Annotated in this window: 11 protein-coding genes; 7 read left to right on the top strand and 4 right to left on the bottom strand. The window is 49.5% G+C overall.

Features of this window, described 5'->3' with window-relative positions; genetic code table 11:
- Positions 1 to 33: 33 nt before the first annotated feature.
- Positions 34 to 1,761: a SulP family inorganic anion transporter gene (locus tag AAC022_RS21430; RefSeq protein ID WP_339734269.1), complete on the top strand. Its 1,728-nt coding sequence runs from the start codon at positions 34 to 36 to the stop codon at positions 1,759 to 1,761.
- A gap of 121 nt (positions 1,762 to 1,882) precedes the next feature.
- Here the strand turns inward: AAC022_RS21430 and AAC022_RS21425 are convergent, their stop codons facing one another.
- Positions 1,883 to 2,332: a YaiI/YqxD family protein gene (locus tag AAC022_RS21425; protein ID WP_339734267.1), complete on the bottom strand. Its 450-nt coding sequence runs from the start codon at positions 2,330 to 2,332 to the stop codon at positions 1,883 to 1,885.
- A gap of 218 nt (positions 2,333 to 2,550) precedes the next feature.
- Here AAC022_RS21425 and AAC022_RS21420 point away from each other — a divergent pair, with 218 nt between their 5' ends.
- The 4 genes from AAC022_RS21420 to AAC022_RS21405 all read left to right on the top strand — a co-directional run bounded on the left by AAC022_RS21420 (position 2,551) and on the right by AAC022_RS21405 (position 6,192).
- On the top strand, positions 2,551 to 2,973 hold the full coding sequence (locus AAC022_RS21420) for a carboxypeptidase-like regulatory domain-containing protein (RefSeq protein ID WP_339734265.1): 423 nt from the start codon (positions 2,551 to 2,553) through the stop codon (positions 2,971 to 2,973).
- 312 nt (positions 2,974 to 3,285) lie between these two features.
- On the top strand, positions 3,286 to 4,266 hold the full coding sequence (locus AAC022_RS21415) for a DUF1559 domain-containing protein (RefSeq protein ID WP_339734263.1): 981 nt from the start codon (positions 3,286 to 3,288) through the stop codon (positions 4,264 to 4,266).
- Positions 4,267 to 4,736: 470 nt separating this feature from the next.
- Complete coding sequence (locus AAC022_RS21410) at positions 4,737 to 5,711, top strand: DUF1559 domain-containing protein (RefSeq protein WP_339734261.1); 975 nt, start codon at positions 4,737 to 4,739, stop codon at positions 5,709 to 5,711.
- 70 nt (positions 5,712 to 5,781) lie between these two features.
- Positions 5,782 to 6,192 carry a carboxypeptidase-like regulatory domain-containing protein gene (locus AAC022_RS21405; RefSeq protein ID WP_339734259.1) on the top strand — a complete coding sequence of 137 codons (411 nt, stop codon included), beginning with the start codon at positions 5,782 to 5,784 and terminating at the stop codon, positions 6,190 to 6,192.
- A gap of 91 nt (positions 6,193 to 6,283) precedes the next feature.
- Here the strand turns inward: AAC022_RS21405 and AAC022_RS21400 are convergent, their stop codons facing one another.
- Positions 6,284 to 7,681 carry a tetratricopeptide repeat protein gene (locus AAC022_RS21400; RefSeq protein WP_339734257.1) on the bottom strand — a complete coding sequence of 466 codons (1,398 nt, stop codon included), beginning with the start codon at positions 7,679 to 7,681 and terminating at the stop codon, positions 6,284 to 6,286.
- On the bottom strand, positions 7,678 to 8,979 hold the full coding sequence (locus AAC022_RS21395; protein WP_339734255.1) for a VCBS repeat-containing protein: 1,302 nt from the start codon (positions 8,977 to 8,979) through the stop codon (positions 7,678 to 7,680). Before AAC022_RS21395 ends, AAC022_RS21400 begins: the two co-directional genes overlap by 4 nt.
- Before the next feature lie 444 nt (positions 8,980 to 9,423).
- On the opposite strand from AAC022_RS21395, the gene AAC022_RS21390 reads away from it, so the two are divergent.
- On the top strand, positions 9,424 to 9,822 hold the full coding sequence (locus AAC022_RS21390) for a BlaI/MecI/CopY family transcriptional regulator (RefSeq protein WP_339734253.1): 399 nt from the start codon (positions 9,424 to 9,426) through the stop codon (positions 9,820 to 9,822).
- Positions 9,819 to 14,060 (top strand): M56 family metallopeptidase, encoded by a 4,242-nt coding sequence (locus AAC022_RS21385; RefSeq protein WP_339734251.1) that lies wholly within the window; start codon positions 9,819 to 9,821, stop codon positions 14,058 to 14,060. Before AAC022_RS21390 ends, AAC022_RS21385 begins: the two co-directional genes overlap by 4 nt.
- Positions 14,061 to 14,104: 44 nt before the next feature.
- On the opposite strand, the gene AAC022_RS21380 is transcribed toward AAC022_RS21385, so the two are convergent.
- Positions 14,105 to 15,799: an arylsulfatase gene (locus AAC022_RS21380; protein ID WP_339734249.1), complete on the bottom strand. Its 1,695-nt coding sequence runs from the start codon at positions 15,797 to 15,799 to the stop codon at positions 14,105 to 14,107.
- Between the last annotated feature and the right edge of the window lie 14 nt (positions 15,800 to 15,813).

The following is a 15,813-nucleotide window of genomic DNA, read 5'->3' as shown; positions in this document are numbered from 1 at the left end:
AGACCGATTTTGAGAATGGTAATTGGAGTTTTGATGTTAGAGTATTTTTCGAAGCATACTGCTTCCGTCAAGGATGATGTGTTGTCGGGTTTGACTGTTGCGCTGGCTCTGGTGCCGGAAGCGGTCGCGTTTGCGTTTGTTGCCGGAGTCCCTCCGACAGTCGGACTCTATTCTGCCTTCTTTATCGGATTTGTGAGTGCCTTAGCCGGCGGTCGCCCGGGAATGATTTCCGGTGCCACCGGTGCGATGGCGGTGGTGATTGTGTCACTGGTCGCCATGCATGGGATTCAATATTTATTCCCCGCTGTTATTTTGTGTGGCCTGCTGCAAATTACTGTGGGTGTGCTGCGGCTGGGAAAACTGATTCGCCTGGTGCCTCACTCGGTGATGCTGGGATTTGTGAACGGTCTGGCGATCGTGATTGGTCTGGCACAAATAGGTAGCTTCAAGACGCTGGGAATCGGTGGAACGATGACGTTCCTGCCCGGTGCTTCGATGACGATGATGGTGGCGCTGGTCGCGTTGACGATGGCTGTGATCGTATTACTTCCCAAACTGACAAAAGCGGTTCCGAGTTCGCTGGCTGCGATTATCATGGTGTCTGTGATTGCCGTGAGCATCAATAAATTTGCTCCTGAGAGCTGGACTCCCGTCGGTCAGACTAACGTCGTGCAGACCGTCGACGACCTGATGATGAACAACCTGAAAGCCAACGCCGTCAAGGATGCCGCTGTCGCAATGGAAGTTCAGGACGGTGCCACGAATCAGGTTGATGAGAATCAAGTTGTTGATATTTCCGTTTTAAGTGAGGCACAAGTTGCATCAGCAGTGGCTTCGGTGAAAGCGACAGAAGAGCCGTTGCCGATGCTGTTCTTTCTCGATTCGCGTTATGTTCTCGCTCCCTTCACGTGGGAAACGTTGATGATTATTTTCCCGTTCGCGTTGATTCTGGCGGGCGTCGGTTTGATTGAATCATTGATGACGTTGACACTGATTGATGAAATTACAGAAACCCGAGGCAGTGGTAACCGCGAGTGTATCGGCCAGGGTGCTGCGAATATTGTATGTGGTCTGTTTGGCGGCATGGGTGGTTGTGCGATGATCGGACAGTCACTGATCAATGTGAATTCCGGGGGACGTGGACGTCTATCTGGGGTTGTGGGAGCCGTCGGCTTAATGACACTGGTAGTTTTGTTGAAACCGGTAATCTCAATGGTGCCGATGGCGGCGCTGGTCGGTGTGATGTTTATGGTGGTGATCGGCACATTTGAATGGAGCACGCTGCATACCTGGAATAAAGTTCCGATGAGCGATGTGCTGGTGATGGTGCTGGTGGCCGGTTACACGGTGCTGTTCCATAATCTGGCCGTCGCGGTGTTGCTGGGAATCATCATGCAAGCGTTGATATTTGCCTGGCATCATGCGACGCATATGATGGCCGATATCCATTTTGAAGACGACAAAAAAATCTATCAGTTACACGGACCTCTGTTCTTCGCTTCGGTCAGCAGTTTTCGCGAACTGCTCGATCCGGTGAATGATCCGCCGATTGTGGCGATCGATTTTTACTTCTCGCGTGTTTACGATCAGTCGGCGATTGAGGCCATCAATAAAATTGCCGAACGCTATCGTCAGGAAGGAAAATGTCTGCACCTGCGGAACTTGAATGCTGACTGCAAACGCATGATTGAACGGGCCGGCAATCTGGCAGAAGTCGAAATTTCCGAAGACCGACACTATCACATTACAAAGATGCTGTGAGCGTTGGTTTGACCTAAATATTGAAAGCCCGAATGTGATTGCATTCGGGCTTTTTTCGTATATCTCCCAGCCAGAGATCATGAAAATTCTGGCATGGAATGAGAGCCCGGTCAGCGCCTGGTTATTTCTTCGATGCAGTAAGCCAGCGATCAAGTTGATTGGCGAATGCCTGACGATCCTTGGCGTTGAAGTTAGCCGGTCCGCCGGTGATCATTCCTTCCCCGCGGAGATCATCCATTAGGTCTCGCGAAGCAAGGATTGCGCCGATATTGGCAGCGGAATACAGCTTGCCCCGGGGATTCAGTGCCTGCCCGCCTTTGGCCACCACATCCGCGGCCAGGGGGATATCAGCCGTGATTACGAGATCGCCGGGCTGAACCAGCTCTACGATACGTTGATCGGCGACGTTTAACCCTGGAGGGACAAGCAGGCTGTCGATGAACTCGGAGCGAGGCTTGTGCAGAGGTTGATTCGCGACGAGTGTGATTTTCGTTTTCGTGCGTTTCGCGGCGCGAAACAACAACTCTTTGATTTCGCCGGGACAGGCATCCGCGTCTACCCAGATTTGCATTTTATGTTCCTCAATTGATAGTCCCCGTTTGCCGCCACCAGACTCGCGTTGGCCAGAGGCTCATTTATACAAAAGTCCTCTTAGTGATGCAAAAGAACCGTTTGTCACCTGTTTGACATAGGCGCCAATCTATTATATTAGTGGAACCTAATCTGATAATATTGCTCTCTGCAATCTTAAATTTTGTATTGCATCAAATCTCAAAAGCGCCAGGAGTCATGATGAAGTTCTCAAAGTTATTCTTACTTACACTACTGTTAGTTGTTCCTCTGATTTTCTGTGTTGGCTGTGGTGATAGTGGTGGAAGTGACCAGCCTGAGTTAGGTACGGTCTCTGGAATCGTCACACTGGATAGCCAGCCTCTTGCTGGTGTGATCATCACTTTTGAACCTGAAAAAGGGCGCGCGTCTAATGGCAAAACAGATGCATCAGGAAACTATGAACTGGCCTATTTAAGTGATGCCGCTGGTGCTGTAATTGGCAACCATACCGTCAGTATCTCGACACCTCAAGAGGCCCCAACGCCTCCCGGCGAAACCTATAAAGATCCGATTCCCGCCAAATACAATTCGAAAACTACGCTGAAGGAAGAGGTCAAAGCTGGTGCCAACACGATCAATTTCGACCTGAGTAGCAAGTGATACAATACGTGAGAGCACTGTATTTGTGAACAAATTCTGTTCAAGAGACCATAGCACTATATACATAAGCAAATGTGGATATGTACATAAATCCCACAGTAAAACAGGGTATTTTTGCTTAGCTCGTCGAATCGATCAGAATCCTCCATTATAATTGGTGCAGTGTTGTAGTCCACAAAACCGTAAGAGAATCTCCTCACTCTCTCTTAACCTTTCCCCATTACTACCGCCATTATTCTATCAAATTCTCAGTTTCAGTTTTCCATCGTGATTTCATCACATTTCATTTTTATTCTGGAGAAAATTGTCGCTATGAAACTACTTCAGCGCAGAAGTCTCTTTTATCGGAAGTTCGGTTTTACGCTGATCGAACTTCTGGTTGTAATCGCTATCATCGCGATTTTAATTGCCCTGCTTTTGCCGGCTGTCCAACAAGCCCGTGAGGCAGCCCGACGCAGCACATGTAAAAACAGTCTGAAACAAATTGGACTGGCATTACACAACTACCATGAAACGCATCGCGTTTTTCCTCCCGGCTACATTGACAGTGTGCCGACCCTGAACTCGGGCGCTTCAGAAGCCGAGAACAAGAATGGACTGGGATGGGGAAGTATGATTCTCCCTTTCATGGATCAGGCCCCCCTCTACAACAAAATAGGTTCAGAAACAAATGGTTTCACCTACAACTGGCTGGATGGAAATCATGATGGTTCAATGACCAACTCTGATGCGATCCCTTCGGCCAAAGTTATTTTGCCTGTCTTTAATTGTCCATCTGATCCAATGGGAGGGATCAACATAGATTGTGATAGTTTTGGTAAATCGAATTACCTGGCTTGTGCAGCGACTCAGGCCAATAATAAAAATGGCGCATTCTATGTTAATTCGCGAACACAAATGAAATCGATTCTTGACGGCAGCAGTAATACGTTGTTTGTCGGTGAACGGACAACGAATGGGGACCCGAGCTCATCAACCGCCTGTGGTGGTTCTCCCTGCAACTGGGCCGGCGGTCTGTGGATTGGTCCCCGTAATTACACATCTCCTGCTGGATGGCACACCAGCTTAAGAGGTCTGGATGTTGCCATCAATGGCGGTCAGAGCACCATTTATATGATCAATGGTTCCAGCATTAACTGGGGACCTGCCTGGACTGCATCCAGTACACACGTTGGTGGCGCTCACTTCCTGTTAGGCGATGGTCAGGTTCGTTTTCTTTCCGAAAATATCGATCTGGGGACCTATCGTTCTCTTTATACAATTAAAGGTGGTGAAGTCATCGGAGAATTTTAATCCCGATCGACTGGAAGTTTCACTCAGTTCATTTTATTACCCGGTTACTTTTAAAGTAACCGGGTTTTTTGTTTTAGATCAGTGGGATTTTGGCAGAGCAATCGGAATCCATTGCAACTATATTCACAAGAACACTGCACATGCAGTTGCAGTGGTGGCCATGGTTGCACTGGCCAAAGTCGGTCTGGGTTCACCTGATATTAATCGTACCGAATATACGGAATTCATCGATCGGTTAATATTATTATCATCAAACAACACTAGTGAAATGCACCTGCTCTTATCTATAATTGATATGTATCTTTAAGTGATACGCTTAGTGATAGATGTCCTCTCCACTTGCCCCGAGTTAAAAAGAGTTTCTCCACAAGTATCAATAGCATCATTCCCATTTAAGTATTCTCCTTTCGCCCCCGGTACGGCGATTAAGGATCATTTTCTCTTTATCGTTTTTATAAAAGGCACAAATTATGAAACGAGTTTCTAGACAAGGTCGCTCCCGGTGGAGCTTCGGTTTCACACTGATCGAGCTACTAGTCGTAATCGCGATCATTGCGATTTTAATTGCACTGTTATTACCTGCTGTTCAACAGGCGCGTGAAGCAGCCCGCCGCAGTACCTGTAAAAACAATTTGAAGCAACTCGGTCTGGCGTTACACAACTACCACGAAACGCACCGTGTCTTTCCTCCGGGATTCATTGACAACGAGCTTGATTTCTCGGCTTCAAAGACAGGCGCTCCCACTTCAAACAGCAATGGTCTGGGCTGGGGAACGATGATTCTGCCGTTTATGGATCAGGCGCCACTCTATAACCAGATTGGCTCGACGACAGGATCATTCGGACAGCACTGGAGCGTTAACGCTTCCACCCTGGCGAGAACTATTCTGCCTGCATTTAACTGTCCTTCCGATCCAATGGGTGGCATCAATACCGATAAAAGCAGCTTTGGAAAGTCCAACTATCTGGCCAGTCATGGTACTTCTGCAGCAACCACAAACAATGGTCTTTTCTATGGAAATTCCAGCACCCGAATACGAGATGTTACAGACGGCACCAGCAATACGATTATGGTCTCGGAAAGAACAACCAAGAACGATGGTTCGGGTACGAATAACTGTGGCGGGACTACAGACTGCGCCTGGACCGGTGGTTTGTGGATTGGACCACGTTATACTTCTTCGGCCTCGACCTGGCATCCAGGATTGTATCACTTCGACGTAACCAATTTTGGTGGTGGGAATGCCACTTATCTGATCAACAGCTCGGGAGCTACCTGGGGTGAAGACTGGTGTGCATCCAGCGCTCATGTTGGGGGCGCCCACTTCCTGCTAGGTGATGGTCAGGTTCGCTTCATCAGCGAAAATATCAGCAGTGGTGGCAGCAGTACGACTTATCATCAACTCGTGACACGCGATGGCGGTGAGGTTCTCGGTGAATTTTAAAGCTAAGATTTCAATGTACGATTTAATTTATCAACTGAGTTTTCGAAGAGACAAAGGAGGCGCTGTGCAGATGCCGGGAAATCTGTTATTTGTCAAGTTTTTCAGCGCCTTTTTGCTCTGCTTGTGTTGTGCAGGCTGTGGGGAAGGTACCCCCAGTGATACTCCCGATCTGGGACGTGTTACCGGGGTGGTCACCATGGATGGGAGCCCCTTAGCGAATGTGACTGTGACATTTGAACCTGAAGCAGGAAAGCCTTCGTTTGGAGGCACTGATGAGTCAGGTCATTACGAGTTGGTCTACAGCAAAAATGAACAGGGAGCCAAGATTGGTCAACACACCGTGCGTGTGACGACTCCGACCGAAGGACCTGAAGACATCGGCAAAGATCCGATTCCTGCCAAGTTCAACACAAAGTCGACTCTGAAAAAAGAAGTGAAAGAAGGAACGAATGAAATAAACCTCGAACTGACTTCGAAGTGAGTTTCGCTTTTCTCTGATCATTGTCATAAACAACGAAAGCCCGGTCCCTTTTCAATAAAGGAGCCGGGTTTTTATTAATTCACATAAGATGTTACTGCTCTGTGTTTTTCTCTGTCGTCAATCGCGACAGTTCGCGAACAGCGCGGCCATGATTGGGGTTGAGTTCCAGGCAGCGTTTGTATGCCGTCTCTGCACTTTGCAAGTCTCCCAGAAAGCGTTTTGTCTCTGCATAGTAGAACCAGGCCTGCGGGTCGCGTGGATTCAACTCTACCGAACGTTGAATCGTTTCTTCTGCTGAAGGAAGTTGATTATTCCGGAAGGCAATCATCGTTTGCAGCAATGCCATTTTAGCCAAATGGAGATCTCGTTTGTCTGTCTGTTTCTGCTGGTGATAATAATTGGCGAGAGTCTGATGGACTTCAATCGTAGGCGACATCTGCGCGACGCGTTGTAAAAACGGCACTGCCTGTTCCATCTCTCCCTTCAGCATGTGAGCCCCTGCTCTGAACTGAAGCAAGTCAGCATTTTCAATCCCGAATTTATTTAATTGATCAATCAAGAGCAGCATCCGCTCCGGATTCTTCCGCTGGAATTCGACTTCGACCATGCTGATGAGTGCCGACTTGTGTTGTGGCATCGGGCGGTCATTGATCAGTTGAAAGATCTCGTCCAGTTTTTTAGCGAGTGAGTCCATGTCATTTTGTTGGATTAAGTGATTGTAAGTTTCCAGCTCTTTTTCAATCCCATGCCGGACACTTAATGGCTTGAGAAACTGCGTGTTGAAATTCAGGGGGACAATATCAAAAGCACGTTCCACTTTTTCTGCAGCCTGGAGGGCTTCTTCGTTGCGTCCCAGTTCTTCCAGGGCCTGTGACTGTAGTAAAAGAAATTTTAAGGAGTTGGAGATTTTCGATAAGTTGCTGTTGATGATGGGCAATGCTTCCTCGGCCCTCCCTGATCTGACCAGCAGTTTGGCCAGTTGGTATTCGGCCGGTTGGAAACCCTTGTTTTTTCGAAATGCTGCTTCAGCCTGCTCTGCATTTTCTTCACGCAAATAATTTTTGCCAATGTCATACAAAAAATGCTGCCGACTTGCGAAAGGAACTGCACGTTTTGTTTTTAATGGAACCAGTTTTTCATATTCCAGAGTACTCGCTTGCATGCGTCCGGTACGTTCCAGGCAAAATGCATAACTGGCTTGCGCAACGAGATTGGATGGATCCAGATCAGCCGCCTGTCGAAAACAGTTTTCTGCATAGCTGTAAAACCCCTGACCTAATAACGCCTGCCCTAACTTGATCCACTCTAAACTGGAACCCGTTTCTGCCTGTCGCGATAGTTCGCGATAATCCTCCATCATCAAAGGGTCTACGAATTCCGCATCGGGCAGTACGGGGAGCGGCCGAGAGAGTCGCTGTACTACGAGAAATCCGCAGTATCCTAATTCCATCACGAGCAACAAAAGTAAAAAGCGAATGAATTGTTTCATGGTGTTGCTCCTCCCTGATTCAGCCAGGCGGAAATTCTGCCGATTCGCTGGTATGGCTTTCGCAGATTCAACCCTCCGGCCACAATATCATCACGGCCCTCTCCCGTCAGATCACCGACAGCGACGGTGACCAGATGGATCGGATTGTTATCGATCTGCCAGGTCTGGAAATTTTGTTTTCCGTCATTCTCCAGCCAGACGACGCTGGCGGTTTTCGGATCATACCAGTCATTGGTCATGCTGACCAACACCACATCCAGATCACCGTCTCCATCCAGGTCTCCGACATCCGCCGCATAAGTACCTCCCAGATTAGAAATTCGACGCATTTCAAATTCCCAATTCCCTTTGTTCTCGAACCACAGGCAACCATGATATGGCTGGGGGTAGGCATCCAAGTCTTCCAGGTTATCGCCGGCTGGTAAAATCAGATCCTGATCACCATCTTGATCGAGGTCGGCATGAATCAGGCCTGCGCCCCCCAGATCCAGATTGACTGTCATCCACAATCGACGTTTTTTGAATTTGCCTTGACCGAGATTTTCAAAACCCCAGAGTTCTTCTTCATCCTGTGTGACAATCGCTGCAATGTCCAGATCGCCGTCGCCATCGTAATCAGCGACAGGCACATGAATCGTGCCTGGTGCGTTGAGCAGTTCGTGGTCCCTGAATTTCAAGTCACCTCGATTTTCCAACCAAAGAACTGAACCGCGGCTGTAACCAAAAACGGCGACTGCCAGGTCCAGATCGCCGTCCCCGTCAAAATCTCCCGGCTGGACGTCGGCGACGCGTCTGACATCATCCAGAATCACGTGACGAATAAACTCGTCGCCTTGTCGTTCGTATAATTCGACGCGGCCAATTACCCGGTCGTCGGGTAGCAGGTTTCCTAAGATGGAAACAATCAGATCCTGATCTCCATCTCCATCAATATCGACGACTGTTGCATGCCCCGGTGCTGCCAGATCGCTTAGCACAACCTTTTCCTGCCAGGTCTCCGCCCCCTGCTTGGTAAACAGCGAAACGATGCCACGACCGGAATCACAACCGAGAATCTCATTTGTTCCGTCACCGTCGAAATCGACGATTTGCACATTCGTAATGAGTGGCAAGCCAACGGGATCAGGACCGATATTGACCCGTTGAAACGGAATCTCCGATGCAGGATATGAAGTTCCCCCCGAAAAGATCTCTGGTACCTGACCCAGCGAAGGTAAGCCGGGCAACAGAAGCCAGGTACCCACAGGGATCAGAATGACCGAACAGATGAGGAGCAGGACGCGGGTTTTCAGAGACATAAACTGTCCAACAAGAATCAGGGAATACAGGCAACTGCCAATCTAAGTACAAAGGCCGCAATGCCTTCCTGCTTCAATCATATCGAAGCGACCGAACCGGAGACAATCATGGAGCAGGCCAAAAGCAGAGCAGAAAGCGGTTTTTTTCCAGCCTCGCCTTCACTACGCAGTCAGGACCGAAACATTCAGAGTAAAATGAATCAATTACAGCATTTAGTACAAAAAATCTCGCTCCAAAACTGGTTAACACGCGTTATGAAATGCATTGTTTTTTACTCTAAAAAAGGATGTGTTTCATCGCCTGTAGAAGCACCCTGCAATATTATCTTCTAATTAGATAGAAGATAATATTGACTGCTGGGGCTTTGGCGGTATGATCATCTAATTAATTAGAAGTACTTTGTTCGTATCATTCGCATTTCTTTGTGGAGCAGGAACTCGCCAATGGCTCGTCCCGGATCAGATCACCCGACAAAACTGGAACTGGAAATCCTGAAGATATTATGGGATGAATCGCCGTTACCAGTTCGAGATGTTCGCGCGAAGCTGGAAACAGAAGCAGATCGCGCGCTGGCCCACAGCTCGGTGATCACGACTTTGAATATCATGTATGACAAAGGGTTATTACGGCGGCGAAAGGAAGGCAAATCGTTCTTGTTCTCACCCAAAGTAGAGAAAGATCAGATTGCTGGCGGCATTATGGGAGATTTATTGTCGCGGTTATTCGATGGTTCCCCGTCAGCCATGATGCTCAACCTGCTGGAAACAACGGACATCAATTCCAGTGAACTCGCTGAACTTCGAAAGCTCATCACCCGCAAGGCAAAGGAGCAGTCCAAATGATCTGGCAGACTTTCATTGACCCCACTTTCAGTACCCGACTTTGCCTGACGTTATTGCACTCAGTCTGGCAATTCGCCGTGCTGGCTATTGTCGTATGGTGTCTGAAATTGATCTGGAAAAACCAAACCGTTGAACGACGTTATACCGTGAATGTGTTCGCATTGCTGCTGGCGATTGCAGCATTGCCCGTTACTTTTCTGGTAATCAAGTCTACTGAAGACAGTGGTAAACCAGTCATCCAAGCACAATCAACGGCAACAGCCGTCAATTCCCCATCTGAACCGCGTATGACAACTCCCGATCAGCCGACCTCTGTCGTACCAGTAGAAATCCAAACTGTCGAACCACCCATTGAGAGCGCAGAAAATAATACCGCGAATCACACTTCGTTGGACGCGGACGCACCAGGAGCGACATTTCGCGGATGGTTGCAGATCACACCGTGGATTATGGCCATTTACGTTCTCGGTGTGGGTTTTATGCTGGCGCGGTTGATCGTATCGATGATCAAAGTCAATCGGCTGAGTGCTCAGGCAACAGTGATCAAAGAGGGGCCGCTCGTCGAATCGCTGCGTTCACTGGCGAAGCAATGGTCGATGAAGATGGTTCCCGTACTGGCAGAAGCCGAACACATCGTCGTCCCCACAGTGGTGGGATTGATTCGGCCACTCATCCTGTTGCCGGCTTCTGTGGTCAGCGGACTGACACCCGATGAACTGGAGCTGATCCTGGCACACGAATTGGCGCATGTGCGGCGCTATGATATGTGGGTCAATCTGCTGCAGCGACTGGCCGAAGCGGTGCTGTTTTTTAATCCCGCCCTCTGGTATCTGAGTCGACAGATCAGTGGATTGCGCGAATTCTGTTGCGATGATCTGACCTGCCATGCAGAAGCGGCGTCTGACTTCGAACGCAAAGTACGTTATGCCACAGCATTGCTGCGGGTGGTGGAACTTTCCAAACCGAATCTTGCGGCGAACCCGGAACTGACATCACTGGCTGCCAACGGCCACTCCCCTTCTGAAGTCCGCCGCCGCGTGGCGCGATTGTTTGATGAACCACTGCGCGAGCCGCTACGACTGACGCGCGGCATGACCTATGCGGTGCTCGCACTCCTGTTGATCGGCGGGCCTGCAGCCTGGTCAACGTATGCTGAGAATCAATCGCCAGCGAAGACCGTTCAGCAGGAAAATGAAGCACCAACTGACGCTGAATCAACGAAACCGTATTCCCTTGATGGCAACGTAGAAGTTCTATCGATCGGAACATATGAAGAAACACCACAGCGCTGGTGGGATGTGCAAGGTACCTTGCAGTCATCAAGTCCGTATCGGGTGCATGGTGCATCCATTCCCGTTAATGAAAAGCAAATTGGTCGGCAGCTCGTATTTCGCGTGAATCACTTACCTCAGGATGCAACGCTCAGTTGGACTGTTTCAAGTAAAGGATCAGGTGCGACTGCCTCTGTCGCTTTGAATGGGGAAGAAAGAGCCAAAGAGTATTACTCACAGGTCTTCTCAGCGAATCAAGATTTGAAGTCGGTTGATTTGAGGCTGGGGGTTGCCAGCGGTAAGTGGACTACGAAACTCAAAATGGACGCGGATAGTATCACAGGTTTCACACTAGTGGATCACACACGTTCCAAGCAGGGTGTATATCACGCGATGATCTCGGGCCCTTTTAGCCAGAACGAAGATATCGTTGTCATCGGCTCTCATGATATACAAGATCGCGAGATTCGGATCGTTGCTATTGACAGACAAGGTGAACTGCTTCGTCCGCACACTGCCGCAACTAATTCCATAAGGTCAGCGACTTTCGTTCAATATAAGGCAAGCTTCAAAGACCTGAAGCTGAAAGAGCTGGATCGCTTCGAATTCCAGACCAGACCGATTGAGTATATTGAGATCAAGAATCTGCCATTGAATCCGCAGGCGAAACAGAAGACAGCAGAAAACAATACCACCGCAACCGACTCTCCGGCGTCTGTTGAAAATGCCGTGGTCTCAGGTCGCATTGTTCTTGAAGACGGTTCACCGGCAACCACAACAGGATATCTGTATTACAAAAGCAAAAGCAGACAAAGCACTGTGGGCCAATTTGTTGATCAGTTTTCAACAAAATCCCCTCCCGGGACCATTTGGTTACGCTATTTCCCTGAAGGATATTCCCCCGTGCTTGTTGGCCCTTTGAAAATAAAACTGGGGGAACAGCGTGATGATATCAGGATTGTACTCAAACCGGGTTTCTCTCATTTATTGCGGATGCAAAATCAGAAAGAAGAACTCATTTCAGGAGCCACTGTGGTGGTACATCCTGCATGGAACGGAAACGTGCAGGGCCCCGTTCAGAAACAGATGGTCAACGCGAAAGGGGAACTACTACTGGAACATCTGGCGGACACGAACTATTCCATCAAGGTGACAGCACCAGGATACGAACCATTCCATGCCAGGTCTCAGGATTTACGTTCGCAAAAAAAGACGACACTGACGCTGACTCCCAGCCAGAAGACCACCGGTGTTGTACAGGACACGGCCGGAAAACCATTGGCGAATGCCAGACTATTTCTCAAGCATGAAATTACGAACGAGGGACGCTCCTTAGTCTATGCTGGATCGAAAAATGGTTTTTGGGGAGAGCTCATTGCCACCACTGATGAGCAAGGCCGCTTTGGTCTGGATCAGCTTACTAAAGACTCACACTACCTGTGTATTGTCGAAGCGGAAAATGGAGCCCGTGCGATCATTCACGATCTCCAGGCAGGACAGCACACGTCCATCGTTGTGTCTGAGCGCCGTGACCTGATCGTCAATATTAGTGGCGATTTGAGCAAATTGCCTCAGCGCAGAGGAAAACCTTTTGTCAGTGTGCGACAAGGAGTCGACTTTCACCCGATTCCAGACAGTCGCTTTGGTGAACAGATCGGTGCGGATACCCCCGTCGAAGTGACTGACGATGGCGCTACAGCCATATTTCGAGGACTGGCCGTCGACCTCAAAGCAGGTAACGAAAAACAGCAGGTGGGAGTTTCTTTGAATTATCCTAACGGTCCCAAAAAGATCGTCGACATTGATCCCAATCAAGAGACACGTGTGCAATTTGATTTGACTCAACTGCCAGACAGCGAAAACAAGGGGAAATCCCCAGCTTCTAAAATTCAACAGACGACAAGAAAACCCGACGCGCAGATCAAAGGTAAAACAAACGCAGACGCTTCGATCCCTGTAAAGCAGCCTCCTACAGCCAAGTTGTCGTTTGTGATTGCCAAACACGTGATCCTGCTGGAAGGCAAAGAGATCATCACCTGGGAAGAAATCGACGACTTATTTAAAACACTTCCCGACACGTCCCTGATCAGCCCCGCGTTTTATTTTACTCGCGGGACGATGCTTTCTGATGGGTATCAACCGGCGAAAGCAAAGATGTGGGAACTGACGCGTAAGTATAAGTTTGCTGGACACAGTGAAGGCAGCTTATGGCCGCGGACCGACTTTCGTTATGACCAGATCAAAACGGCCACCGATTTAAAACCCGATCCTCAAAGCAAAATGACGGGGACGATTGTGGACCAGAAAGGGACGCCAATTGAAGGAGCGGAAGTGGCTTTGATTCTGCCCGTTGATGAGTCGATCGGCTACAAAACGTATCATGTGGCCCTCGTGCTGGGACGAATTCGAAATCGACTCGAACATGTGATGACCCTATCTAACGCATCCGGTCAGTTCGATCTCTATCCGCCTCAAGACCAGAAGTATTATATTCTGGCAATGCACCCGGAGGCAGGTTTTGCACTCGTCAGAAGTGATCGATTACAGGCCGATCAAAATATCAAGCTGTTACCCTGGGCGGGTCTTAAAACCGAACTGGGTAACGTTCCCAATGAAAAACAGACAGTGGATCTCTCCAACCACATCGAAGCTCACGAGGGTTGGCCTGAGATGATGTTCAACCAGTATTGGGACGATCTACCTCAAGAAGTAAAAGAAAAAGGTTTTATTTATAACCAGATTCCTCCCATTTATCAGGCGAACATCAATCGCAGTTTTCCAGAGCCAGATGGGGGCGGTATTTCTGTACCCGGTGCCTCGGTCAGTCTGTTTCCCGGCGAAAAGCGCGAGCTGGATTTAGGTCCCCTGTCCGAGCAGCAACGAGCGCTATTGGAATCAATGCGAAACCGTTCCCGGGAACGCCAGCGCAAATTTGAAGAGCAACGGAAGAATAAAGCAAAGAATTAACGCTCGGGACAAGGTAGTCATGAACGAAATCAAGAGCGTGGTTTCTAGGGAGCATTCTTTTTTCCATCTTCCCAGGTCACGCCGACATGCCGCGCCCAGGCTTCCCATTCGGCAGCCATCGCTTGCACTCGATCGGGATATTTGTCTGCAAGGTCGTGCAGTTCGCAGCGATCTTCCGCAAGGTTATAGAGTTCCCACTTGATTTCCGCCGGCATCCGTTTTGACCAGACGATTTTCCAGTCTCCTTTCCGTAACGCATGTGCGGCCTGATGATCAAAACCGATCGTTCTTTCAGTAAGTCCTTTACCACGCATGGCAGGTAGCAGGCTCGTCCCTTCAAGGGGAGTCATCATGTTACCCTTTTGTTTCTGTGGATAGGTTGCACCCGCGACCTCGATCAGTGTGGGTAGCAGATCCATTACGTGCGCTGGATCTCGAACCCAGCGGTCCGGCTTGCCGATCCCTTGAGGCCAATGTGCGATGAACGGACTACTGATGCCGCCTTCGTGCGTGAAATGTTTGTAAAGCCGGAAGGGAGTATTTCCCAGATTGGCCCACGCGCTGCCGTAGGACTGATGGGTTCCCCGGCCTCCCGTTTTTCGCAGGTCAGCGCCTGTTCTCAGGATGGTGGTCCCTTTTCGCGAGACGCCATCAAAGCCGAACGGCCCCCATTCATAACAGGCGCCGTTATCGCTCAAAAAGAGAATCAATGTATTCTTAAGCTCATCTGTTTTTTTCAAATGATCAACAATCTGACCGACGCCCTGGTCCACCCCTTCCACCATCGCAGCAAAGACAGCCATGCGTCGTGCCAGATCGTGTTGACGCGATTCATCCAATGAGTCCCAGGCAGGATTCGGCTTGCCGGAAAACCCGTTCGCAATGTCATCACGATCAACGGGAACAATCGAACGGGGAGTTAGTTTCCAGTGTTTGCCGTCAATTAAACCAAGTTGCTGCATGCGCGCATAACGTTCTGCGCGAAGCTCGTCCCAGCCACGTTGATAGGTGGCTACATACTTGTCTGCACGCGCAGCGGGTGCCTGCACGGGAAAGTGAGGGGAGGAATGGCCGAGAAACAGAAACCAGGGTTTGTCTGTTTTCTGTCCTTGTCGAATGAATTCCATCGCGTACTGGTTGAAGACATCGGTGGCATAGTAGTCGCTGGCGGGCGGGTCGATTTCCTTTTTTCGCCCCTGAGGCAGGCGAATGTAATAGTCTGCATCATATTGATCGTGCGAGTGGCCTTTCGTGTAACCGTAGAACTCGTCGAAGCCGCGTTTGATCGGCCCAGTTTCTGGATGCATGTGCCATTTGCCGACGTAGTAGCAGCCATAGCCGGCTGGTTTCAACACTTCCGCCATGGTGGCACAACGGTCGTTCAAGCGTCCCAGGTATCCCGGCCCGCGTTTTCTATTGGGTTTCGGTGTAGTGAAATCACCAATGCCTGCCTGTGAGGGATAGAGGCCCGTCATCAACGACGCACGCGTGGGACAACAGCGCGCCGAGTTGTAGAGCTGAGTAAAACGAACACCGCCGGACGCGAGCGCGTCGATGTGAGGCGTTTTGATCTCACCGCCATAACAGCCTAAATCTGAATAGCCGAGGTCATCGGCCAGAATCAGAATGATATTGGGACGCTCGGCTGCAGATGCAGAAGAGGACCGCTCTGCGACTGTGATCACACAGAGCAGGCAGACGACAGTTTTAATCATGGTTGTGGTGCGCATCACGTTCATGTTGCTTTCAAAAA

This window comes from uncultured Gimesia sp., from assembly GCF_963976445.1.
GTDB lineage: Bacteria > Planctomycetota > Planctomycetia > Planctomycetales > Planctomycetaceae > Gimesia.
This window is presented reverse-complemented; position numbering and strand designations above follow the sequence as displayed.

What these genes read in the sequence shown, in the direction of transcription:
- AAC022_RS21395 (WP_339734255.1), bottom strand. Translation starts at nt 8,979, where the DNA reads ATGTCTCTGAAAACCCGCGTCCTGCTCCTCATCTGTTCGGTCATTCTG.
- AAC022_RS21425 (WP_339734267.1), bottom strand. Translation starts at nt 2,332, where the DNA reads ATGCAAATCTGGGTAGACGCGGATGCCTGTCCCGGCGAAATCAAAGAG.
- AAC022_RS21430 (WP_339734269.1), top strand. Translation starts at nt 34, where the DNA reads ATGTTAGAGTATTTTTCGAAGCATACTGCTTCCGTCAAGGATGATGTG.
- AAC022_RS21420 (WP_339734265.1), top strand. Translation starts at nt 2,551, where the DNA reads ATGATGAAGTTCTCAAAGTTATTCTTACTTACACTACTGTTAGTTGTT.
- AAC022_RS21390 (WP_339734253.1), top strand. Translation starts at nt 9,424, where the DNA reads ATGGCTCGTCCCGGATCAGATCACCCGACAAAACTGGAACTGGAAATC.
- AAC022_RS21405 (WP_339734259.1), top strand. Translation starts at nt 5,782, where the DNA reads ATGCCGGGAAATCTGTTATTTGTCAAGTTTTTCAGCGCCTTTTTGCTC.
- AAC022_RS21410 (WP_339734261.1), top strand. Translation starts at nt 4,737, where the DNA reads ATGAAACGAGTTTCTAGACAAGGTCGCTCCCGGTGGAGCTTCGGTTTC.
- AAC022_RS21385 (WP_339734251.1), top strand. Translation starts at nt 9,819, where the DNA reads ATGATCTGGCAGACTTTCATTGACCCCACTTTCAGTACCCGACTTTGC.
- AAC022_RS21380 (WP_339734249.1), bottom strand. Translation starts at nt 15,799, where the DNA reads ATGAACGTGATGCGCACCACAACCATGATTAAAACTGTCGTCTGCCTG.
- AAC022_RS21415 (WP_339734263.1), top strand. Translation starts at nt 3,286, where the DNA reads ATGAAACTACTTCAGCGCAGAAGTCTCTTTTATCGGAAGTTCGGTTTT.
- AAC022_RS21400 (WP_339734257.1), bottom strand. Translation starts at nt 7,681, where the DNA reads ATGAAACAATTCATTCGCTTTTTACTTTTGTTGCTCGTGATGGAATTA.